Source organism: Kocuria arenosa, from assembly GCF_042879215.1.
Taxonomy (GTDB): domain Bacteria; phylum Actinomycetota; class Actinomycetes; order Actinomycetales; family Micrococcaceae; genus Kocuria; species Kocuria arenosa.
Map to the genome: position 1 here is coordinate 369,583 of NZ_JBHZTA010000002.1, position 18,355 is coordinate 387,937.

28 protein-coding genes are annotated in these 18,355 nt (G+C 72.2%); 13 read left to right on the plus strand and 15 right to left on the minus strand.

The genetic code is table 11. The features are described 5' to 3' along the window. The first annotated feature begins 98 nt into the window (after positions 1-98). Positions 99-1,004 carry an SDR family NAD(P)-dependent oxidoreductase gene (locus tag ACFYE3_RS05115; RefSeq protein WP_387606679.1) on the plus strand — a complete coding sequence of 302 codons (906 nt, stop codon included), beginning with the start codon at positions 99-101 and terminating at the stop codon, positions 1,002-1,004. Here the strand turns inward: ACFYE3_RS05115 and ACFYE3_RS05120 are convergent. Continuing rightward, positions 979-1,590: a deoxynucleotide monophosphate kinase family protein gene (locus ACFYE3_RS05120; protein ID WP_387606682.1), complete on the minus strand. Its 612-nt coding sequence runs from the start codon at positions 1,588-1,590 to the stop codon at positions 979-981. The two genes, ACFYE3_RS05115 and ACFYE3_RS05120, sit on opposite strands and share 26 nt — an antisense overlap. A gap of 163 nt (positions 1,591-1,753) precedes the next feature. Between ACFYE3_RS05120 and ACFYE3_RS05125 the strand changes: the two genes are divergently transcribed. The 3 genes from ACFYE3_RS05125 to ACFYE3_RS05135 all read left to right on the plus strand — a co-directional run bounded on the left by ACFYE3_RS05125 (position 1,754) and on the right by ACFYE3_RS05135 (position 4,999). After that, the gene (locus ACFYE3_RS05125; protein ID WP_387606683.1) at positions 1,754-2,434 is read left to right on the plus strand and encodes a TetR/AcrR family transcriptional regulator; all 681 of its coding nucleotides are present in this window, start codon (positions 1,754-1,756) and stop codon (positions 2,432-2,434) included. Then, complete coding sequence (locus ACFYE3_RS05130) at positions 2,431-4,095, plus strand: MDR family MFS transporter (protein WP_387606685.1); 1,665 nt, start codon at positions 2,431-2,433, stop codon at positions 4,093-4,095. Before ACFYE3_RS05125 ends, ACFYE3_RS05130 begins: the two co-directional genes overlap by 4 nt. Before the next feature lie 403 nt (positions 4,096-4,498). Further along, positions 4,499-4,999 (plus strand): hypothetical protein, encoded by a 501-nt coding sequence (locus ACFYE3_RS05135; protein ID WP_387606687.1) that lies wholly within the window; start codon positions 4,499-4,501, stop codon positions 4,997-4,999. A gap of 33 nt (positions 5,000-5,032) precedes the next feature. On the opposite strand, the gene ACFYE3_RS05140 is transcribed toward ACFYE3_RS05135, so the two are convergent. Beyond that, positions 5,033-5,623, minus strand: a complete 591-nt coding sequence (locus ACFYE3_RS05140; RefSeq protein ID WP_368831082.1) for a thymidine kinase — start codon at positions 5,621-5,623, stop codon at positions 5,033-5,035. A gap of 186 nt (positions 5,624-5,809) precedes the next feature. On the opposite strand from ACFYE3_RS05140, the gene ACFYE3_RS05145 reads away from it, so the two are divergent. Both ACFYE3_RS05145 and ACFYE3_RS05150 read left to right on the plus strand, forming a co-directional pair. Beyond that, on the plus strand, positions 5,810-6,541 hold the full coding sequence (locus tag ACFYE3_RS05145) for a DUF72 domain-containing protein (protein WP_387606690.1): 732 nt from the start codon (positions 5,810-5,812) through the stop codon (positions 6,539-6,541). Positions 6,542-6,597: 56 nt separating this feature from the next. Beyond that, positions 6,598-6,807, plus strand: a complete 210-nt coding sequence (locus tag ACFYE3_RS05150) for a hypothetical protein (RefSeq protein WP_387606692.1) — start codon at positions 6,598-6,600, stop codon at positions 6,805-6,807. 62 nt (positions 6,808-6,869) lie between these two features. On the opposite strand, the gene ACFYE3_RS05155 is transcribed toward ACFYE3_RS05150, so the two are convergent. From ACFYE3_RS05155 to ACFYE3_RS05180, 6 genes are all read right to left on the minus strand, one after another. Beyond that, positions 6,870-7,442, minus strand: a complete 573-nt coding sequence (locus ACFYE3_RS05155) for a mycothiol transferase (RefSeq protein ID WP_387606694.1) — start codon at positions 7,440-7,442, stop codon at positions 6,870-6,872. A gap of 65 nt (positions 7,443-7,507) precedes the next feature. Then, complete coding sequence (locus ACFYE3_RS05160; RefSeq protein ID WP_387606697.1) at positions 7,508-8,071, minus strand: DinB family protein; 564 nt, start codon at positions 8,069-8,071, stop codon at positions 7,508-7,510. After that, positions 8,068-8,367: a hypothetical protein gene (locus ACFYE3_RS05165; protein ID WP_387606699.1), complete on the minus strand. Its 300-nt coding sequence runs from the start codon at positions 8,365-8,367 to the stop codon at positions 8,068-8,070. Before ACFYE3_RS05165 ends, ACFYE3_RS05160 begins: the two co-directional genes overlap by 4 nt. 103 nt (positions 8,368-8,470) lie before the next feature. Then, positions 8,471-8,797 (minus strand): helix-turn-helix transcriptional regulator, encoded by a 327-nt coding sequence (locus ACFYE3_RS05170; protein WP_387606701.1) that lies wholly within the window; start codon positions 8,795-8,797, stop codon positions 8,471-8,473. A gap of 247 nt (positions 8,798-9,044) precedes the next feature. Further along, on the minus strand, positions 9,045-9,533 hold the full coding sequence (locus ACFYE3_RS05175; protein WP_387606702.1) for a hypothetical protein: 489 nt from the start codon (positions 9,531-9,533) through the stop codon (positions 9,045-9,047). Further along, on the minus strand, positions 9,530-10,615 hold the full coding sequence (locus tag ACFYE3_RS05180) for a TerC family protein (protein ID WP_387606703.1): 1,086 nt from the start codon (positions 10,613-10,615) through the stop codon (positions 9,530-9,532). Before ACFYE3_RS05180 ends, ACFYE3_RS05175 begins: the two co-directional genes overlap by 4 nt. Positions 10,616-11,642: 1,027 nt before the next feature. On the opposite strand from ACFYE3_RS05180, the gene ACFYE3_RS05185 reads away from it, so the two are divergent. The 3 genes from ACFYE3_RS05185 (at position 11,643) to ACFYE3_RS05195 (ending at position 13,285) form a co-directional block, all read left to right on the plus strand. Next, entirely contained in the window at positions 11,643-12,110 is a 468-nt protein-coding gene (locus ACFYE3_RS05185) for a hypothetical protein (RefSeq protein ID WP_387606704.1), read from the plus strand. Positions 12,111-12,221: 111 nt separating this feature from the next. Continuing rightward, on the plus strand, positions 12,222-12,476 hold the full coding sequence (locus tag ACFYE3_RS05190; protein WP_387606705.1) for a hypothetical protein: 255 nt from the start codon (positions 12,222-12,224) through the stop codon (positions 12,474-12,476). Between the two features lie 17 nt (positions 12,477-12,493). Then, the gene (locus ACFYE3_RS05195) at positions 12,494-13,285 is read left to right on the plus strand and encodes a hypothetical protein (RefSeq protein WP_387606706.1); all 792 of its coding nucleotides are present in this window, start codon (positions 12,494-12,496) and stop codon (positions 13,283-13,285) included. Positions 13,286-13,377: 92 nt separating this feature from the next. On the opposite strand, the gene ACFYE3_RS05200 is transcribed toward ACFYE3_RS05195, so the two are convergent. Both ACFYE3_RS05200 and ACFYE3_RS05205 read right to left on the minus strand, forming a co-directional pair. Continuing rightward, positions 13,378-13,572, minus strand: a complete 195-nt coding sequence (locus ACFYE3_RS05200) for a hypothetical protein (RefSeq protein ID WP_387606708.1) — start codon at positions 13,570-13,572, stop codon at positions 13,378-13,380. Positions 13,573-13,600: 28 nt separating this feature from the next. After that, complete coding sequence (locus tag ACFYE3_RS05205) at positions 13,601-13,795, minus strand: hypothetical protein (RefSeq protein WP_387606709.1); 195 nt, start codon at positions 13,793-13,795, stop codon at positions 13,601-13,603. Positions 13,796-14,038: 243 nt separating this feature from the next. Between ACFYE3_RS05205 and ACFYE3_RS05210 the strand changes: the two genes are divergently transcribed. Together ACFYE3_RS05210 and ACFYE3_RS05215 are read left to right on the plus strand one after the other, a co-directional pair. Next, the gene (locus ACFYE3_RS05210) at positions 14,039-14,182 is read left to right on the plus strand and encodes a hypothetical protein (protein ID WP_387606712.1); all 144 of its coding nucleotides are present in this window, start codon (positions 14,039-14,041) and stop codon (positions 14,180-14,182) included. 186 nt (positions 14,183-14,368) lie between these two features. Continuing rightward, positions 14,369-14,875, plus strand: a complete 507-nt coding sequence (locus ACFYE3_RS05215) for a hypothetical protein (RefSeq protein WP_387606714.1) — start codon at positions 14,369-14,371, stop codon at positions 14,873-14,875. Positions 14,876-14,878: 3 nt separating this feature from the next. Here ACFYE3_RS05215 and ACFYE3_RS05220 read toward each other — a convergent pair whose 3' ends face one another. Then, positions 14,879-15,076, minus strand: a complete 198-nt coding sequence (locus ACFYE3_RS05220; RefSeq protein WP_387606717.1) for a hypothetical protein — start codon at positions 15,074-15,076, stop codon at positions 14,879-14,881. After that, a complete protein-coding gene (locus ACFYE3_RS05225; RefSeq protein WP_387606719.1) occupies positions 15,073-15,327 on the minus strand; it encodes a hypothetical protein in 255 nt (84 codons plus the stop codon). The genes ACFYE3_RS05220 and ACFYE3_RS05225 overlap by 4 nt, the downstream gene beginning before the upstream one ends. A 370-nt stretch (positions 15,328-15,697) precedes the next feature. Here ACFYE3_RS05225 and ACFYE3_RS05230 point away from each other — a divergent pair, with 370 nt between their 5' ends. Beyond that, a complete protein-coding gene (locus ACFYE3_RS05230) occupies positions 15,698-15,829 on the plus strand; it encodes a hypothetical protein (protein WP_387606721.1) in 132 nt (43 codons plus the stop codon). Between the two features lie 70 nt (positions 15,830-15,899). Here ACFYE3_RS05230 and ACFYE3_RS05235 read toward each other — a convergent pair whose 3' ends face one another. From ACFYE3_RS05235 to ACFYE3_RS05245, 3 genes are all read right to left on the minus strand, one after another. Then, a complete protein-coding gene (locus ACFYE3_RS05235; protein WP_387606723.1) occupies positions 15,900-16,364 on the minus strand; it encodes an ester cyclase in 465 nt (154 codons plus the stop codon). Positions 16,365-16,615: 251 nt separating this feature from the next. Beyond that, positions 16,616-16,783 (minus strand): hypothetical protein, encoded by a 168-nt coding sequence (locus ACFYE3_RS05240; protein WP_387606725.1) that lies wholly within the window; start codon positions 16,781-16,783, stop codon positions 16,616-16,618. A gap of 69 nt (positions 16,784-16,852) precedes the next feature. Beyond that, entirely contained in the window at positions 16,853-17,308 is a 456-nt protein-coding gene (locus ACFYE3_RS05245) for a hypothetical protein (RefSeq protein WP_387606727.1), read from the minus strand. A gap of 642 nt (positions 17,309-17,950) precedes the next feature. Between ACFYE3_RS05245 and ACFYE3_RS05250 the strand changes: the two genes are divergently transcribed. Continuing rightward, positions 17,951-18,115 (plus strand): hypothetical protein, encoded by a 165-nt coding sequence (locus ACFYE3_RS05250; RefSeq protein ID WP_387606729.1) that lies wholly within the window; start codon positions 17,951-17,953, stop codon positions 18,113-18,115. The last annotated feature ends 240 nt before the right edge of the window (positions 18,116-18,355 follow it).

An 18,355-nucleotide genomic window follows, 5' to 3' on the forward strand; every position in this document is an offset into this window, starting at 1 on the left:
GCGTGCCGCAACGAGTCCGACCGCGCGCTTATTCCGCCCAGCGGCCCAGGAGGCGCCGCTATGCTGACCGGGATTCCGGCACGACCGAGGAGGTCACCATGGCCCAGCACGACGACGACCGGCACGACGACCCGAACGAGGACCGGCACGACGAGCGGCGGGACCGACGGCGCACGGTCGTGATCACGGGCGCGAGCGACGGCATCGGCGCCGCTGCCGCCCGCGAGCTGACGGCACGGGGCCACGACGTCGTCGTCGTCGGCCGTTCGGCCGAGAAGACCGCGGCGGTGGCCGGTCCGCTCGGGGCACGGCACTTCACCGCGGACTTCGCACGGCTCGACGACGTACGACGGCTCGCCCGCGACCTCCAGGAGACGGTCCCGCGGATCGACGTCCTGGTCAACAACGCCGGCGGGATCTTCGACCGCCGCGAACTCACCCCCGACGGGCACGAGAGGACGTGGCAGGTCAACCACCTGGCGCCCTTCCTGCTCACCCACCTGCTGCTCGACGGGCTCCTGGCGGAGGGGGCGGCGGTGCTCAACACGTCGAGCATCGCGTCCCACATCGGCCGGCTCTCCCCGGAGACCCTCGTCGACGACCGGCGCTGGTCCCCGCAGCGCGCCTACGGGGACACGAAGCTCGCCAACATCCTCTTCACCCGCGGACTCGAGCGCCGGTACGGGCCGCACGGCCTGAGCGCCGCGGCCTTCCACCCCGGGGGCGTCGCGACGAACTTCGCCTCCGGCACCACCACCGCCCTGCGCTACCTGTACCGCACGCGCCTGGGCCGCCGGCTCATGATCACCCCGGAGCAGGGCGCGGAGACCCTGGTGTGGCTGGCCGAGGGCGCCGCCGGCCGGGACTGGCGCTCCGGGGGCTACTACGAGAAGAAGAAGCCCGCCCGCGCCCCGTCCCGCGCGGCCGACGACGCGCTCGAGGACGCCCTGTGGCAGCGCAGCGCCGAGCTCGCCGGGCTCACCCCGGGACACCCGGCCGGCTGAGCACCAGGGCGTCGACCTTCGCCCACAGCTGCTCGACCGTCCCCTCGTTGACGAGGACGGCGCTGATCCAGCGCGGGTCGATGCCGGCCTCGGAGGGGTGCGGATCGTCCGGAGCGGACGTCCCGGGGCGCACCACGTGCACCACCCGGCCCCCGGCGGCCGTGATGGCCTCGGCCTCGACGTCGAAGCGCACGTCCGTGAGCACGACCGGCCCGCCCAGCCTGCGGGCCGTCTCCAGACCGCGGTCCGCCCACACCGTCTCCCCGAAGACGGCCTTGCCGGCCTCGTTGCCGACCTTCTGCAGCAGCGTCCGGATCTCCCGGTGCACCGGGTCCCGCGCCTCGTCCTTGAGCCGGCCCCAGTCCCCGTCCACCTCCGCCAGGACCGTGGCGAGCCGCAGCGGTCTGCCGTCCCGGACCCCCACGAGGGGGTCCAGCTCGGTGAGGAACAGTCTCAGCGGGTCCGCGAAGGCCACCCGGGTGTAGCCGTGCGCGAGCACGAGGCGGTCGCCGCACGTGTCCTTGCCCGACTGCTTGCGCCCGTGCAGCCCGATCAGCCGCGGGCGGGGGTCCGGTTCCTGCGCCATGACGGGGCTCCTCCGGTCGTTCGCCGACGCGTTCCAGCGTACGGACCGGGGCGCGGAGGCGCACTCGGGGCACGTCGAGTGAAAATTGCACTATGATGTCGTAAGTGCAACATCAACTCGTCCTGCGGCTCCTCCGGTGACGGAGGGAGCGCGGGAGCAGCGCATGCGGCGGACACGCCGCGCCCTCGTCGCCGGCGCGCGCCGGCTGACCGCCGAGCGCGGGCTGGCCGGGTTCACGGTGGACGAGCTCTGCGCCGGGGTCGGGATCTCCCGCCGGAGCTTCTTCAACTACTTCGCCTCCAAGGACGACGCCGTGCTGGGCACCCCGGCCCGGGACCCGCTCGAGGCCTTCGGCGAGGAGTTCGTCGCCGGTGGCTCCGCGCCGGACGGGCCGCCGCTGCTCACGGCCCTGCAGGAGCTGGTCGTGCGGTCCTTCGCCCTCCTGGAGGGCCCCCCCGACCGGACCCTGCTGCTGGACGTGCTGCGGCGCGAGCCCGTGCTGCTCCAGCGGCTCACCGAGACCATGGAACGCCGGCTGGCCGGTCTGACGGAGCTCATCGCGCGCCGGCAGGGCTGCGGGGACCGCGATCCGTTCCCCGGCGTGGCCGCCGCCGTCCTCGCCCACCTCGCGGGGCACACCGTCCAGGAACTCCTCGAGACCCGGCCGGCCGGCGCCGACCCGGACGAGGCCCCGCCGCTGGAGGAGTTCGCCGAGCTGCTGGCCCGCAACGTCCGCCTCGCCGGGACCCTGTTCTCCCCCGCCGTGACCACCCCGGCGGCGGGGACGGACGCCCCCTCGGGCAGGCCCTCGAACACCTCCCCCGACACCGAAGGAAGCCCATGACCACCACTCCGCCCGCGGCCGCGCAGGACGCCCCTCTGCTGGTGCTGACCCAGAAGCGGATCTGGATCATCTTCTCCGCCCTCATCGCCGGGATGATGCTCGCCAGTCTCGACCAGACGATCGTCTCCACCGCCATGCCGACCATCGTCGGCGAGCTGGGCGGCGTGGAGCACCAGGCCTGGATCACCACCGCCTACCTGCTGGCCACCACCATCGTGATGCCCGTCTACGGCAAGTTCGGTGACGTCCTGGGCCGGCGCAACCTCTTCCTGATCGCGATCGCGCTGTTCACGCTCGCGTCGGTGGGCTGCGCCGTGGCCACCGGGTTCTGGCAGTTCGTGACCTTCCGCGCGATGCAGGGCCTCGGCGGCGGAGGGCTGATGATCCTCTCCCAGGCGATCATCGCGGACGTCGTCCCGGCCTCCGAGCGCGGCAAGTACATGGGGCCGCTCGGCGGCATCTTCGGGCTCTCCGCCGTGGCGGGGCCGCTGCTCGGCGGCTACTTCGTGGACCACCTCACCTGGCAGTGGGCGTTCTACATCAACATCCCCATCGGCATCGCCGCCTTCGCCATCGCGTGGTTCACCCTCACGCTCCCGCACCAGCGCGCGACCCGCAGGATCGACGTCGCCGGTGTCCTGCTGCTGTCCGTGGCGACGACCTGCCTCATCTTCTTCACCGAGTTCGGCGGCAACGCCGAGCACGGCTGGGGCGCGACGGCCACCTGGGCCTGGGCGGGCGGCATGCTCGTGGCCACGGCGCTGTTCGTGTGGAACGAGACCCGGGCCGAGGACCCGATCGTCCCCCTGGGCCTGTTCCGCAACCCGGTGTTCGTCAACGCCACCGCCATCGGTCTCACGCTGGGACTGGGGATGTTCGCCGCCATCGCGTTCGTGCCCACGTTCCTGCAGATGTCCTCCGGGACCTCGGCCGCGGAGTCCGGGCTGCTCATGGTCCCCATGATGGTCGGGCTGATGGGCACCTCCATCTGGTCCGGCCTCAGGATCTCCCGCACGGGCCGGTACAAGGGCTACCCGCTGGCGGGCACGCTCGTCACGGCCTCGGCCATGCTCGCCATGACCACGCTGGCGGCCGACACGCCGATCTGGTTGATCTGCGTCTACCTCTTCGTGCTCGGCGCGGGCCTGGGCCTGATCATGCAGGTCATCGTCCTCGTGGTGCAGAACGCCGTGGACCCGTCCCTGGTGGGCACGGCCACGAGCACCAACAACTACTTCCGCGAGGTCGGTGCGGCCCTCGGCGTGGCGATATTCGGGGCGATCTTCACCAACAACCTCTCCGAGAAGCTCACGGCGGTCTTCACCGGCGCCGGCGCCTCCTCCGCCCAGGCCGGGGAGGCGACCGCGACCCTGGACCCGCAGACTCTGGTGCAGCTGCCCGAGCCCGTCCGCAAGAGCATCGTCACCGCGTACGCCGATTCCCTCGCCCCGGTGTTCTGGTACCTCATCCCCTTCATGCTGCTGGCCTTCCTGCTCGCGGTGTTCCTCAAGCAGATCCCCCTGTCGGACACGGCCGGCATGGTGGCTCGCGGTGAGGCGATCGGTGGCGCGGAGGCGGTGGCCCACGAGGCCGCGGCGAGAGCGGCCGCGGCGAACGACGTCGCCCGCCGTGCGTCGTCGGCCGGACCCCCCGCTCCCTGACGGGTCCCCGCGTCCGGCCGTGCCGGGTCGGGAACTGGCCGAAAGGCCATGTGCGAACGGGAACTCCCGCGGTAGATTGAGGCCCGGGCCGGCTCCACGTCCGGCCCGGGCACCCCTCACCCCCCGGAAGGAACTGTCATGATCAGACTGGTCGGCGAGTTCGACGCGTTCTTCAACCCCAACTTCACGGCCATCCTCGGCATGTTCTTCGACCTGGTCCGCGCGGTGCTGCTCGGCGGCTGAGCCCCGGTCCACCCCGCGCCGTCGGCGCCGCCGGAGCTCCTCCGGCGGCGCCGACGGCGTTCCCGGCGGCTTTCGGCAGTCTGTGCCGACTGCTACGTTCTGCCCATCAGGCGCGCGGCGGACCGGCCGCCACCGCTGCGCAGGCCCCGAGGAGGACTCCGTGAGCCAGCACCACCACCACGCCGGCGGTGCCACCGGCGTCGGCACCCGCGCCGTGGTGGTCCGCGGTGGTCCCGTCCTGCGCACCGAGCGTCGCACCGTCGTCGACGAGACCGACCGGACCGTCACGGTCGACGACGGCACCCGGTTCGCCAAGGCCACCGGGCTGGTGTGGGACGCCCCGGCGGTCCATCCCGCCGAGCCCGACGGCGCGCACGCCCCGACCCGGCTCGTCACCGAGGGACACCCGGCGTTCGAGAAGCTGTGGGCCGACGCGGTGCTCAGCACCTTCACCGACTCCGACCACGCCGCCTACGTCGAGGGGCTGATCGCCTCGAACCGGCTGGCACGGCGCGGCGACGTGCACGCCCGCTATGACGTGGCCGCCATCATCGACGAGCTCGCCGCCCTGCACCCCGACCTCGAGGCGATCCCCGAGGACCTGTTCTGGGCGGTCGTCGACCGGCACGGCCGCGAGGACGACCGGGACGTCACCTCCTGACGCCGGTCCCGGTCCGGCCCGCCGGGTACCGGGTCAGCGCAGGCGCCCGCCGGAGTGCCGGAGGTAGCAGCCGGCGCACATCGACTCGTAGGACACGGCCACGCCGTCGATGGCCACCTGGTCGCCCTCGAAGACCGGCTCCCCGTCCACCGTGCGGGCGTTGAACATCGCCTTGGACCCGCAGCGGCAGATCGTGCGCAGCTCCTCGACCGTGTGGGCCACGGCCAGCAGGCGCGCCGCGCCCGGGAACGCCTCCGTGCGGAAGTCGGTGCGCAGCCCGTAGGCGAGCACCGGGACGCCGTCCAGCACCGCGATGCGCAGCAGGTCGTCGACCTGGGCCGGAGCGAGGAACTGCGCCTCGTCGACCAGCAGGCAGTGCACCGGTCCGTGCTCCTGGACGGCGGCCCGGAAGCGCTCGCGCGCCCCGTCCTCCGGGGCCAGCAGCAGGTCGACCCGCCGGGACTCCCCCAGGCGCGAGACCACGGTGTCCGCACCCTTCGAGTCGATCGAGGGCTTCGCGACGAGAACCTTCTGGTCGCGCTCCTCGTAGTTGTGCGCGGCCTGGATCAGCACCGTGGACTTGCCGGAGTTCATCGCCCCGTGGCGGAAGTAGAGCTTCGCCATCAGGGCGTCCTGACGGGCCGGGAGGCGGGCGTGGTCATGCTGGTTCTCCTGGGTTCGTGCCGGGTGGTCGGCGGACGGCAGGGCGGACGCCGTGGGTGCCGGTGAACACCCTACGTCCGCGGCGAGGCCGACCGGCGCCCGGCACGACGACCGGAGCCGGCGCCCACCACCGCTAACCTGGAGCCCATGGGCTGGCACATCGGCACCTCCGGGTGGAGCTACGACCACTGGGAGCACGTCCTCTATCCCCCGGGCACGGCACCGGCGAGACGCCTGGAGATCTACACCCGGGCCTTCTCCACCGTGGAGCTCAACGCCAGCTTCTACCGCTGGCCGCGGAGCAGCACGTTCGCCGGCTGGAACCGGCGCCTGCCGGAGGGCTTCCGGATGACGGTGAAGGCCCCCCGCGGGCTGACGCACGCGAAGAAGCTCTACGCCCCCGAGACCTGGAGCCGGCGGATCGCCGAGTCCTGGCACGAGCTGCGGGACCGGCGCGGGGTGCTGCTCGTCCAGCTCCCACCGGCGCAGGCCCGCGACGACGCGCGCCTCGACTGGTTCCTGGCCGGGCTGCCCGACTGGCTGCCGGTCGCCGTGGAGTTCCGCCACGACAGCTGGGTGCACCCGGAGGTGTTCGAGCTGCTCCGGCGCCACGGCGCCGCGTACTGCGTGATGAGCGGGGCCGGGCTGCCCTGCGTCCTGGAGGCCACCGCCCCGTTCGTCTACGTCCGCTTCCACGGCCCCGACCACGACCACCTCTACGCAGGCTCCTACTCGGACACGGACCTGGCCTGGTGGGCGGACCGGATCCGGGAGTGGCACCACGGCGGCCGCGAGGTCTACGCGTACTTCAACAACGACGGCGAGGGCCACGCCGTGCGCAACGCCCTGACGCTGCGCCGGCTCCTCGACGGCGGCTGAGGAGGGTCACGGGCATAGGATCGGGCCATCATCGTCGAGCAGGACAGGAGCCGGAGATGGACCGCTACCCCGAGCCCGCGGACCGCAACGAGGCCTACGCGGAGACGAGCCAGGAAGGTCTGGGCGTCCGCGACGAGACCTGGCTGACCGCCGCCACCGACGAGAACAACCGGCGTTCGGACGCCCTCCCCGAGGAGGCGGAGGACGACGTCCTGCCCCCGGAGGACCTGGAGTCGGGGACCGGGCGCCCCGCGGACGACGGGTAGACGCGACGCCCGGCAACGGTTCCGACGGCGGTGCCGGCGGGTGCCGGCACCACCCCCGCCGGTCAGCTCCCCGGGCTCCGCTGGTCCCCGTCCGCCATGGCGTTGAGCTCGTAGGCGGTCCTGCCGTCGAGGGACTCGCGGAGGATGTCCGCGTGCCCGGCGTGCCGGGCGTTCTCCTCGACCATGTGCAGCGCCACCCACCGGGCGGGCCACGTCCCCAGGTCCGGCGGGAACCACGGGGCGTCCGGGACGGGGACGCGGGCCTCCGGGTCCCCGGTGCGCAGCCCGGCCTCGACGCGGTCGGCCAGCGCGTGCAGGGCGGCGCGCAGGGAATCGGCGGTGTCCTCCGGGCGCACGGCCTCCGGCAGGATCGCGCCGGCCGCCCAGCCGGCGTCGTCCAGCGGTTCTGCCGGCGACCGGCCGGGGTCCGTGAGCGCGGCGAACGGACCGTGCCCCCCGATGAACAGGACGTGCCGGGCCAGCGCGCCCAGGCTCATGGCGCTCGCCGAGGGGGTCGCCCGCAGCTGCTCGGCGTCGAGGCCCTGGAGGGTGGTGGCGACCTGGCGGATCTGCTGGCTCGCGAAGGCCGCCAGGGCGTCGCGCTCGTCGGTGACGGTGGGAGTGAGGAAGGGCATGGTGGGCTCCTGCGGTGTCGTGGGGCTCGGATCGGGGACGGAGCAGGGCGTGCCCGCCGGGCGGCTCAGCGGGTGTGGGCGTACAGGTCGCGCAGCAGGGCGAGCTCCGCGCCGTGGTGGATCAGCTCGCGGTTGATGTGCAGCACGAGGGCGAGCACGGGCAGGTCCGCGTACGGGCCCTCCACCGGGCCGCACGGGCGCGCCAGGTCCGTCTCCGTCAGCGAGTGCACCCCGGCAATCCAGCGGGCGAACTCGCGATCCAGCTGGGCCAGCGCCTCCTCGGCGGTACCGGCGTACGCCCAGCGCTCGTAGGAGGCCTCCGGACCGGCGAAGTGCCCGTGGCTGCGGACGGCCAGCACGCCGACGACGACGTGCGCCATCCGCCACGCGATGGTCGTGAACGGCGCCGGCACCGGTTCGGGCAACGCGAAGTCCACCACGAACTCCCCGCTGCCCGTCTGCATCGAGGTGCGGTCCTCCGTCCGGGGATGGACCGTCCACGCGGATCCGCCGGTGGGGTCGAAGAGGTACTCGTCGTCGGTCAGGCCGGCGAGCCGGGGCCGCAGCTGGTGGGCCCAGTGCCGGTCGATCTGGTCGGCGGCACAGCCGGCGACGTCGAGGTCGGTCATGACGGTTCCTTCCTGTTCGGGGGCCTCAAGCGCAATTCCGGGAACGAGAACAGTGTCCGCCCGGTGGCGGACAGATCCTGTCCGCCACCGGGCAGGCACTGCTGTTGTGACGGATTCTGCGCGTCGCGTGCTGCTCCCGCTCCGCAGCCGAGATCGACGATCCGCGGTGCGGGCGGCAGCTGCTCGCACATCCCCAGTGCCCGCGCGGTGCACTCCCGGCTGCCCGGGCCCTGCCGGGGCAGCGACTCGAAGAGAGCGACGAAGCAGTCCGTCCCGGACCGGTTCGGCGTGGTCATGCAGGCCACTGCAGGCCCGCCGCGGCAGACCTCCTCGCGCGCCGCGGGGACGGGCGGATGCCGCAGAGGCTGTCGCTCGCCCGGGGTCGGGGCCGGGGCCGAGTCAGGTGGCCTCCGGTGCCCGGCCGGGGGTTCCGGGGGCGAAGATGGCCAGGAGCTCCCCCACCTCGTGGGAGGCGGTGGCCGGATGGCGGAAGTGCTGGTGGGCGTCGACGGTGTAGTGGCTGCGCCGCCCCACCCGTTCCCGGCGGAGGTACCCGGCGTCCTCGAGATCCTTGAGGATGGTCAGGGTCGCCCGGGCGGTGATGCCCACCTCGGCGGCGATCTCAGCCACCCGGGCGTCCTGGGACCGTGCCACGACCAGCAGGACGTGGCCGTGGTTGGTGAGGAACGTCCACGGCGGGCGCCGGGACGGACCTGGATGCTCCACCCCCGCTCCGCCGGAGTGGCCCGGGCCTGGGGGCGGAGCCGCACCGGGGTGGGAGCTGGAGGGCACAGTCGTGGGTCCTTCCCGTCGGGGATGCCGATTCTACGACCCGATCGGTCCGTGGGAGCGAGCCGGCCGGCGCACGGGGACCGAGGTGGTGCCCGCGGAGGGTCCACTCCGGCGGGACGGCCCGCAGCCGCCTCGGCGGTGTCACCGGGACCTGGGCCCTGATCCAGCATCCGGACCGGCATCACAGGTCGGCCAGCCGGTGCGAGCGGGCCGGGCGGCGCACGGTGATCAGGGACCCCGATCCGGCCACGACGAGCAGGACCTCGGCCCCGTGCCGGACGGTGGGCACCGGGATCTCGGCCGGGGTGACGATCACCGCCGCTCCGACCCGGCCGGCCGCGTGGGCCACGGCGATGGCCCGCCCCTGACGGGCGCGGCGGAGGCAACAGCTCCGGTGCCACACCACCTGCACTCGCGCGGTGAGACCGGCCGCCTCCAGGGCCGGGCGGGTGCGGGCGGCGACGGCCTCGGCCTCGAGCAGCGCTTCCCGGTGGACCCGGGCGGCGATGACGGCGTCGGCCGTGAAGGCCGAGCGCAGCATCGGCACCAGCAGCAGCAGCGGGCGACCCTGGTCGGCGGCGATCCGTGCCGCGCAGCGGGCTGCGGTGACGGCCTCGGGGCCGTCGGTGATCACAGCGGCCACGGGGCGTCGGGGGGCGAGGGCGGTCATCGGAGGTCCCCTTCGTGGTGGGCGTGCTCGGGGTCGTCCCGGTGGGCGTCCCGGTGCAGGGCGGCGGTCTCCGGGCGGCGGCGGGACCACACCGGCTCCAGGGCCGCGTCCTCGGCCTCGGTGGCGACCCGGAACGGGGGCTCGGCCGGGGTCGGCAGCACTCGGCGGCCCTGCCCCCGGGTGGCCCGCAGGCTCATCACGATCGAGACGGTGATGATCGTGGCCACCACCGCCAAGGAGATCGGGGTCGGGATGTAGAAGAGATCGATCTTGAGCACCATCTTGACCCCGACCCAGATCAGCACCAGGGCCAGGCCGACCTTGAGGTACACGAAGCGGTGGATCAGGTCGGCCAGCAGGAAGTACATGGCCCGCAGCCCCAGGATCGCGAAGGCGTTGGCCGTGAAGACCAGGAACACCTCGTCGGTGACGGCGAAGATCGCCGGGATGGAATCGACGGCGAAGACGACGTCGGTGGCCTCGATCAGCACCAGCACCGCCAGCAGCGGGGTGGCCAGCAGCACCCCGTTCCGGCGGACCAGCAGCTTCTGGCCGTGGTAGGCCTCGGTCATCGGCACGAAGCGGCGGAAGCCGCGCAGCACCATCGACTGCTCGGGGTCCAGGTGCTCGTTGCGCTGCCGGATCATCCGCCACCCGGTGCAGAGCAGGAACGCGGCGAAGACGTAGAGGACCCACGAGAAGTTCTGGATCAGCACCGCCCCGGCGGCGATGAAGATCCCGCGGAACACCAGCGCGCCGAGCACCCCCAGGAACAGCACCCGGTGCTGGAACTCACGGGGAACGGCGAAATAGCTGAAGATGATCGCCCAGACGAAGACGTTGTCCACGGCCAGGGACTTCTCGATCAGGTAGCCGGCGAAGTACTGCTGCCCGAACTCGGCTCCCCACGCCTGCCAGACCAGAACCCCGAAGGCGACGCCGAAGACCACCCACACCCCCGACCACACCGCCGCCTCACGCACTCCGATGACGTGGGCACGGCGGTGGGCGAACAGGTCCGCGGCCAGCATCACCACGATGAAGCCCAGCACCGCGAGCCAGATCCAGAACGGGACATCCATGACGAAACCTTCCGATCGATGCGATCGGAGGTCTCTCCCGGCCCGTGCGCGGGCCCGCCCGCCGGACCCTTCTCGGGGTCGTAGTGACGACGGAACGCTGGTGGGATACTCCCCTCCTGGTGCCAACAAGTGAAACACACTTCACCTTTTCGCTCAAGACCCGATCCTGTGCTCCTGGCCGGACGACGTCGGCGAGCCGTCCACCGGTCCGTCCGCCGCCCGGCCCGGTGCCGGGAAGCATGCCCCCCGCAGCGGTGCCCTCCGGAGGGCCGCGGTCCTACGCTCAGCAGGAGGGAAGGCTGATGGGCCTGCGATCGGGCAGGACCGTGGGCGCCGTGCTCGGCGCGCTGCTGTTGGCCGCCGGGACCCAGCGGCTGCTGATGCCGGTCGACGAGGCCGGGGTGCTCGTCCCACGGCCCGCCGGAGCAGGAACGAGCCCCCGCGATGGGGGCCAGGGACCACGGGCCGACGCGCGAGAGGACCGGCATGACCAGGGGGCTCCTGCGGCCGGTGATGGTCGCCGAAGTGGACGGGATGATCCACCACGACCTCGTCGGCTTCGGGGCCGGCCGCACGATCGTGACGCGGTCCTGAGCTCTGGACGCCACGGGGACTCGAGAGCGGCCGGGAGGGCACAGGGACGGTCCTCCGGAAACCGCGAGCACACCCGAGGTCCGTCTCCCACCGGTCGAGGATTCCGCGCAGCGTGTCCTCCAGGCACTGTGCGACCCCGGTGTGGGCGTGCACGGCGGCGCGTTCCTCGACCGCGCGGACTGGTTGACCGGTGCTCTTCCCGTCGACCCCGACGTGGCGCACCGGCGTGCGCAGGCGCCGGTTCCCGGTCGTCGAAGGTCACCGGACAACGATCCGGTCAGCTCCATCGCCCGGACCGGTTCGTGGCCCCTGCGGTGATCGTGACACGGTGCCGGAGCGGGCACCGGCAGGAAGGCGGTCACCATGGACGGATCCGCGGCCGACGCCGGCCGCACCGGGTGACGACCCGGGATGCGGCACGTAGCGTAGAACCATGAACAATCTCGTACTGTCCCTGTCCAGCTCCGCGGCCGCCGGAGCGTTGACGCTCATCTCTCCGTCCGACTGGTCGCCCCGGGTGCGTGCCGCCTACGTCGTGGTGCCAGGAGTCCTGGTCGCCGCCGCAGGCGCGTGGGCGCTCTCCCACAACACCGGCGAGAACGAGTCCTGCGTCGCCGGCGCCGAGCTCGAGGCCCCGACCGGCGAGGTCCCCGTCTCTGCTCAGCGGTTGCCCGTGGCGGCGCGGGCGGCGCTGCTGCTGAGCCTCGGCGCGGCGACGTGCGGCATCCAGGCCGCATCGCTGCGGATCGACGCGGTGCTCGAGCGCTGGTTGGTCGGACGCGGAGTGACTCATCCGCGCCGCTGGATGGCCGCGCTCGCGGTGCTCGCCTCGCTGGGCATGGACGCCGCCGGGGACCGCGTGAGCACTCTCGTCAAGGAAGACCGCCGGCCCGCGTCCTGACGGGCTCGGCGGCCACGACGCACGTCTCGTTCCCGGAGGCTGTTACCGTTCCACCAGCAGGCACCGGGCGAACACGTCGCTCGCCGCCTCCGACTCCACGAGGAGCACCCCATGGCCGCGGAGCCAGTCGCCCAGCAGACCGGGCCGGTCGTCGTGCTGATCACCGCTGACAGCATGGAGCGGGTGGTCCCCCACGTCGATTCCGAGCCGAACACCCTGCAGACCGACCACCAGTTGCTCTCGCACAGCGCGGGGACGACCATCGAGACCTCGTGCGGCACCCCCGTCCTGGGCCGCGACCGGGGCGACACCGAACACCGCCGTGCCGTCCGGCTCGGGGGCCGGCCGCGCCGGCCGACCCGCTGAGCCGGGGACACCGGTCGATGGACGAGCGGCGGAGGCTGAACCAGGGCGGGGCCGTGTACGCCGGGGCCCGCGCCGTGGTCATTCCCGCCCGCACCGGAGCCACCGGTGCACCCACCACCCGCCGTGTGGTCGTGGCCGCCGACCGGAGGAGCTTCACCCTGGACGACGGGCAGGTCTACGAGCGTCTCTCCGGGGCGCTCTGGTCCCAGCGCTTCTCCCCGGACATCGGCACGCTGCTGGTCCGTCAGGCCTGCACCGAGGGCGCGGCCCTGTTCGACAGCCTCTGGCGCTCAGCCGCAGACACCACGCCGCGCACCGCGGCCGAGATCGCCGACGCCCAGGAACAGGCTGTCCTCGAGGCGCTGCACGCCCAGCACAGGGTCCCGCCCTGGTCGAGGCCGGACTTCTACTACGACGTGACTCGGGCGCGGAAGTCGCTGGCCGGTCTGAGCTCGGACTTCACCCGCATCCCCGACGAGAAGTTCTGGGCCGTGGTGGAGCACCACCGCCGGACTCCCGCCGAGATCGCCGGACTCAACCAGCAGGTCGGGCCAGACTGCCTCACCGCGGAGCACGGCACCTGCCGTCGGTGCCGGCCCGTGCACGTGTGGGCGTGGGTGGCCGAGCGTCGTTGGAGCCACCACGGTGGGGACCCGTCCGTGGTCTACGACGTCGGGGCGATCCTCGCCGCGCTCGAGCGCATCGACCCCGGCTATCAGCACACTCCGGGCCGGGTTCTGACCCGCGTCCTCGACGAGCACCACCGTTCGGAGCCGGAGCCGGAGCACGCCACGCGAGCGGGGCACTGACGGACCGGGCACGGTCCCACCAGCAGCCGATCACGGAGGAACAGGTGCCGGTGCAAGAGTGCACGGCTCCGGTCGAGTTCGAGGTCGCGCGCTCAGTCCCCGGACATCAGGAAGCCACCGGCGGCCAGGAAGAGCACCGCCGAGAGGAGGAACAGCACGGCGGTGGCACGGCGGTCCCGGCCCTTGGGCATCGTGCCCCTGCCCTCGACCAGGCCCCTGGCCAGGAACAGCAGCCCGACGGACAGGAGCACCAGGGCGACCAGGTGGATCCTCAGCGACGTCGGCAATGCACGTTCTCCTTCCGGCGGGCGCACATCAGCCGGTGCCACGACGGAGCACGACCTCGACAACGGTCACGACCAGCGAGGCGCCGATCAGCACGACGGCGATCCGCCGGTCCCTGCTGGACCGGTCCTCGCCGCGCGTCGCCACCCACCAGCGGACGATGCACAGGAACCCGGCGAACAGCAACGATGTGCCGGCCACCCGGAGGCTCCCGTCCGCGGTCATCAGCGCGCCCCGTGTCGGTCACGCCCGCCTCAGTCATGCCGCCAGCGTAACGACCCGCGGGCTGGAAGCCGCGCGGGCCCGCCGCGGTGGACCCACGCGCTGGCGCTGCGCGAAGCCGTCGTCGACGCCGGTGTCGAGTGCCCGGGCACGGATCAGCTGCAGGCCCCGGCCGATGCGGCGACCACTTTCCTCGACTGCACCAACGGCGTCATGGCGATGGCGGTCGCGGGATCGGCGGAGAGCATGGAGGAGCTCCTGCACCTCCTCAGCAGCGAGCAGAACGCCTCCATCCTGCACACGGCCGACTGGGTCGTCATCTCGAGGGACGAGGCTCCGCTCCGGCAGCTGCAGGACGAGCTCGGCGGGCAGATCACCGCGAACCCCTGAGTGGTCACGGCGCCGGCACCTGTCCGCACCCACGGGCGACGGGACCCCGGCGGAGATGCCCCCGAGCTGTGACGTCGGCTGGGACAGCCGATCCGCAACAGTGCGGACAGCCGTTGGCAGAAGCAACTCCTAGGCTGATGCGTGCCGGAGGCTCTCGCCGCCGGGCCGAGCAGGAAGGAGCGTGCCGTGGGCATCGCCGTCATGGTTCCGTTGTTCATCGTGGTGCTGGCCAACATCGTGCTCACGCTGGCGCGGAGACCGATCGCGGCACGGCTGGCGTCCGACCCGCAGGAGACACCGAAGGTAGCCGCCTCGCTGGCGGTGACGTCCTTCCACGTCGCGATCCTCGCGATGAGCGTGGTGTTCACCGTGATGCTGATGATGCAGGTGCTCTACGCCAATCCGTCGCGCGTGACGAGTGTCGGACCGGTCGTCGCGCTGGTCCTGTTCGCGGCCTTCTACGCCCAGGCGCGGTTCATGTCGGAGAAGATGGCCGATCAAGCGCACCGGGGTTGGCGGATCGGTGCGGCTCGCGGTGAGACCGCTGAGATCTACGCCGAGGTGTTCCGCGCCCGGTCCTGGATCCTGGCCCTGGGACTGGCCGGTCCGGTGCTGGTGCTGCTGGCCCGGGTGTTCTTCTTCGGGGCGCTGGGCGAGGTCGGTCAGATGCCGGCAGGGATGCTGCTGGACTGAGCACTACTCATCGTTCTGACGGTCCCGCTCATAGGTCCTCACGCGCCACTCGAGCCACTCGAAGACCGGGCGCCCGATGAGGACCGCTACGGCCGCCAGCACGATCCAGATCGGGAACACCCCGCGGAACATCCAGATGATCCACAGGCCCAGCGCCACCACGGCCGTCCCGGCGCAGATCCCGAGCACGACGCCCCTCACAGCGCGCCTTCATCGGCGTCCTCGTCGGCGGGCTCCTCGTCGGGCCCGGTGGTCATCATCGATGACAGGGCGATCGCCACCAGCGCCCACAGCAGGGTCACCACGAAGCTCGCCACCGACCGGGGCGCGGCCTGGCAGGGCCAGAGGATGAGCATGCCGACCGTCAGTGCGACCAGCACCACGGCCAGTCGACGCTGCACCTGCCGGAACCGTTGCGCGCCGGAGACGGTTCCGACGACCTCGACGACCATGCGCGCTCCCCCGACCCACCCGACACCGTCCGGGCATCGTGCCACGGGCCACGGCGCCGGCGGCAGACCCACTTCGGTTGACCATCTCGCGCAGCTGCACCGTCCGTACACATGGCAGGCGTGGACAACCCCGATCCCGCCATCGCCCCCGACACCCTCAGCACCCACGCCACAGCGCTCGGCCTCACGCCGCTGGACGAGCCGCTCACCGTCGAAGAGGCCATCGAGACTGCCGGCCCCGACGTGGTGCTCGTCGCCATCGTGGGGATCCCCCTGGCGGACCTGTTCACCGCCCGTGTCCGCGAGGAGGACGGTGAGAAGGGCATGATCGCCCGCCGCATCGTCAAGGACTGCCCCGGCGCCGGCGCAGATGGGCTACGAGGTCATCGGGGCGTCCTCGACCAATATGCGGACCCTGGTCGCCCGCTTCGACCTGCGCGAAGCCCTGGGGTTCAGCTACGACCCCGAGGAGCTCGACGAGATGTTCGGCGTCGTCGCCTGACCCACCGCCCGTGACGTGCGAACGCCCCGGTGCTCCACGAAGGGGTCCGGGGCGTTCGCCGGCCTCGGAGTCAGACCAGGCCGAGCTGCTGGGCCATGCTCATCATGTCGAGGTAACGGTGCTCCACCTCGGTCGTGCCGTCCTCGCCGTGCCGATTGAAGACGGCCATGGGCACGACCACCCGTCGACCGGTCGGCTCAACCACCCCCATGGGAGTCTCCAGCGGCCCGGTATGGGTTCCCACGAACAGCAACCGCATCGCTGTCGCTGCCCCGTCGACCAGCAGCTCTTCGATCTCCATGGTCATGTCCGGCATCGCGTCGATCCACCGTTGAGTGTCCTGCTGGATGGCTGCTTGCCCGCGCACCGGATCAGGCGAGGCAGCGGTGTAGACGATGGCATCCGGGGAGTAGGTCGCCGCGAATCCCGGGGCGTCGTGGGCGTTGAGAGCCGCGATGGCATGGTCGACGGCCGCCCGGCGATCCTCTTCCCCATCGGGGACCGGTCCGACGACGGACGTGTGGGTGTCGCTCATGGTGGCCTCCGCTTCTGGTGGGCTCCGGCCCCGCCCGCGCGGCAGGGCAACCACTCGACGGTAGGCACCGGCCGGCGGAGGGGCCAAGAGGTCTGGCCTGATCGTCGCAGGCCCGTGACCCACGGTGGTTTCATGACGCTGCTGCCACGAGAGGTAGATCGCTCCGGTGCTCCATGCCGGTACCTGGGGCGTTCACCATGACCGGTAGTGCCTCAGTCGTCGTGGCCGGCCTTACTGCCCCGCCGCCACTCTCAGACCGTCGGCGACACGACGATGAGGACCGCGGCCACGGTGAGTCCGGTCGGGGTTCGCTCGGGGCCAGTTCCCGACGGCCACGTGCCGAGCTGCCCGAGTACGAGGAATGCCGCGCCGATGAGCATCGCGATGAGGTGCCCGCGCAGTGGCTTGTCCTGGCCCATCGGTGTCTCCCCTGCTCGCCGTGCTGGTCCACGCTTCGTGTCACGGGCAGCAGGAACCATCTGACCCGGTCACGGTCGGTCCACGCTGCGGGGCACGAGCACCTGGAGCTCCGGCACCGGGCGGGACCAGCCCTCCAGCGGGGCGACGTCCTCGTCGAAGCCGTCGAGGTCCAGCTCTGCCCGCACCCCTGCGGGCCCGCTCATGCCGATCTTGTTGCTGGGCGAGCAGGCGGCAACCCACGACTGCGGCGTGTTCTGGTCGACGGTCACCAGGCAGTTGCCTTGCGCTGCCGAGCGCACCAGGAAGAACTTGTGCCCGTCGTGCGTGGCCAGCAGTCTCGAGCTCTCCTCGTCCCAGTCGCGGGCATCTGCGGCGCTGGCAACACGCGAGGGGAGGACATCGGCCGGCACCTGGTCCCGCTGGTAGATGTCGCCCTGGCTCTGGGCCAGCTCAGCTTCCGCGCAGCCAACCACCGTGACCGCCACCAGCAGCGCCATCCCCAGCGTGCGCATCCTCGGCTCCACGGCCCCTCCTCGCCCGGCGTCCCTGTCTCCGCATCGTGCCACGCCCTGGGCCCTGATGGCTGTCCGCACGCATGAAGATCACCACAGGCCCCGCGGCCGCCCCGCCGAGCGTGCGGGAGCACCGGCACGCTCAACGAGTTCCCGACCCCACGGAGGACACCCAGGGCAGATCCGCCCTCTCCCCGCGAGGCAGCTGCTCGCGAACGGAGGGACGAGGACAAGTCGCCGGCGGGCGGATGGCTCGACCGCCAGCTGAGCCGTCTGGAAGCAGCAGTGTGGCGAGCTCTCCGGGCCGTACCGCTGCGCTGGTGGATCCGAGTCGCCGCGCTGCTGCCCGTCCTCATCATCGCCACCTGAACGCTCGGCGATCTCGTCGGGTGGGCGGACGGGTACCGGAACTTCGTGGACCGGGCGTGGAACGTGTTCGACGACACCGCCGAGCGGGCCCGGACTCCCGCCATCAGCCCGACACTGGCAGGTTGGCTCCGGCGGGCGTCCTCAGGAATCGGCAGGGGTGGTCCCCGCTCGGCGAGCACCTGTTCGACCGTCCCGCGCGCGGTGGCCTCCGTTGAGGCCTTCGCCTCTTGCAGTCGGTCATCGTCTGCCACGTAGGTGCCGCCCTCATCCACTTCGACCGAGGTGTTGCCCACGACGGCAGTCACCGTGGCGCGGCGCAGCGGTACTGCAGGGCCGAGACTCGCTGCGGAGTCCGGCTCGTGGGCCGTCGTGCAGGCGATCACCTGCACGGCCTCCGGCGGCAGCTCCACGTCGATCGCCTCGTGCACGGTCCGGCTCGTGGAGGACTGATCGGTGAGGGTGTACCCAGCAGATCCGGTCCTGCTCGCTGGGGTGGATCTCCGCTGCCGCGCTGCGGGCTGAGGACTCGGTGGTCATCACCGAGACGGTAGGTCTTGGCGAACTGCTCCGGCTCCGCCGGCTTCTCGTGGTAGTTCGCCCCAGGGGTGGCGACCCGGCACTGCGTGCGGGCAGCGGCAATCCTCGCGAGAGTGGCCGGATCCTGCTGCTCCTTCGCCCACTCCCACAGCG

What these genes read in the sequence shown, in the direction of transcription:
- ACFYE3_RS05210 (WP_387606712.1), top strand. Translation starts at nt 14,039, where the DNA reads ATGGAGGAGCTCCTGCACCTCCTCAGCAGCGAGCAGAACGCCTCCATC.
- ACFYE3_RS05175 (WP_387606702.1), bottom strand. Translation starts at nt 9,533, where the DNA reads ATGACCGCCCTCGCCCCCCGACGCCCCGTGGCCGCTGTGATCACCGAC.
- ACFYE3_RS05230 (WP_387606721.1), top strand. Translation starts at nt 15,698, where the DNA reads ATGGGCTACGAGGTCATCGGGGCGTCCTCGACCAATATGCGGACCCTG.
- ACFYE3_RS05235 (WP_387606723.1), bottom strand. Translation starts at nt 16,364, where the DNA reads ATGAGCGACACCCACACGTCCGTCGTCGGACCGGTCCCCGATGGGGAA.
- ACFYE3_RS05145 (WP_387606690.1), top strand. Translation starts at nt 5,810, where the DNA reads ATGGGCTGGCACATCGGCACCTCCGGGTGGAGCTACGACCACTGGGAG.
- ACFYE3_RS05155 (WP_387606694.1), bottom strand. Translation starts at nt 7,442, where the DNA reads ATGCCCTTCCTCACTCCCACCGTCACCGACGAGCGCGACGCCCTGGCG.
- ACFYE3_RS05190 (WP_387606705.1), top strand. Translation starts at nt 12,222, where the DNA reads ATGGCCGCGGAGCCAGTCGCCCAGCAGACCGGGCCGGTCGTCGTGCTG.
- ACFYE3_RS05165 (WP_387606699.1), bottom strand. Translation starts at nt 8,367, where the DNA reads ATGACCACGCCGAACCGGTCCGGGACGGACTGCTTCGTCGCTCTCTTC.
- ACFYE3_RS05150 (WP_387606692.1), top strand. Translation starts at nt 6,598, where the DNA reads ATGGACCGCTACCCCGAGCCCGCGGACCGCAACGAGGCCTACGCGGAG.
- ACFYE3_RS05180 (WP_387606703.1), bottom strand. Translation starts at nt 10,615, where the DNA reads ATGGATGTCCCGTTCTGGATCTGGCTCGCGGTGCTGGGCTTCATCGTG.
- ACFYE3_RS05185 (WP_387606704.1), top strand. Translation starts at nt 11,643, where the DNA reads ATGAACAATCTCGTACTGTCCCTGTCCAGCTCCGCGGCCGCCGGAGCG.
- ACFYE3_RS05120 (WP_387606682.1), bottom strand. Translation starts at nt 1,590, where the DNA reads ATGGCGCAGGAACCGGACCCCCGCCCGCGGCTGATCGGGCTGCACGGG.
- ACFYE3_RS05115 (WP_387606679.1), top strand. Translation starts at nt 99, where the DNA reads ATGGCCCAGCACGACGACGACCGGCACGACGACCCGAACGAGGACCGG.
- ACFYE3_RS05240 (WP_387606725.1), bottom strand. Translation starts at nt 16,783, where the DNA reads ATGGGCCAGGACAAGCCACTGCGCGGGCACCTCATCGCGATGCTCATC.
- ACFYE3_RS05130 (WP_387606685.1), top strand. Translation starts at nt 2,431, where the DNA reads ATGACCACCACTCCGCCCGCGGCCGCGCAGGACGCCCCTCTGCTGGTG.
- ACFYE3_RS05195 (WP_387606706.1), top strand. Translation starts at nt 12,494, where the DNA reads ATGGACGAGCGGCGGAGGCTGAACCAGGGCGGGGCCGTGTACGCCGGG.
- ACFYE3_RS05160 (WP_387606697.1), bottom strand. Translation starts at nt 8,071, where the DNA reads ATGACCGACCTCGACGTCGCCGGCTGTGCCGCCGACCAGATCGACCGG.
- ACFYE3_RS05125 (WP_387606683.1), top strand. Translation starts at nt 1,754, where the DNA reads ATGCGGCGGACACGCCGCGCCCTCGTCGCCGGCGCGCGCCGGCTGACC.
- ACFYE3_RS05140 (WP_368831082.1), bottom strand. Translation starts at nt 5,623, where the DNA reads ATGGCGAAGCTCTACTTCCGCCACGGGGCGATGAACTCCGGCAAGTCC.
- ACFYE3_RS05205 (WP_387606709.1), bottom strand. Translation starts at nt 13,795, where the DNA reads ATGACCGCGGACGGGAGCCTCCGGGTGGCCGGCACATCGTTGCTGTTC.
- ACFYE3_RS05225 (WP_387606719.1), bottom strand. Translation starts at nt 15,327, where the DNA reads ATGGTCGTCGAGGTCGTCGGAACCGTCTCCGGCGCGCAACGGTTCCGG.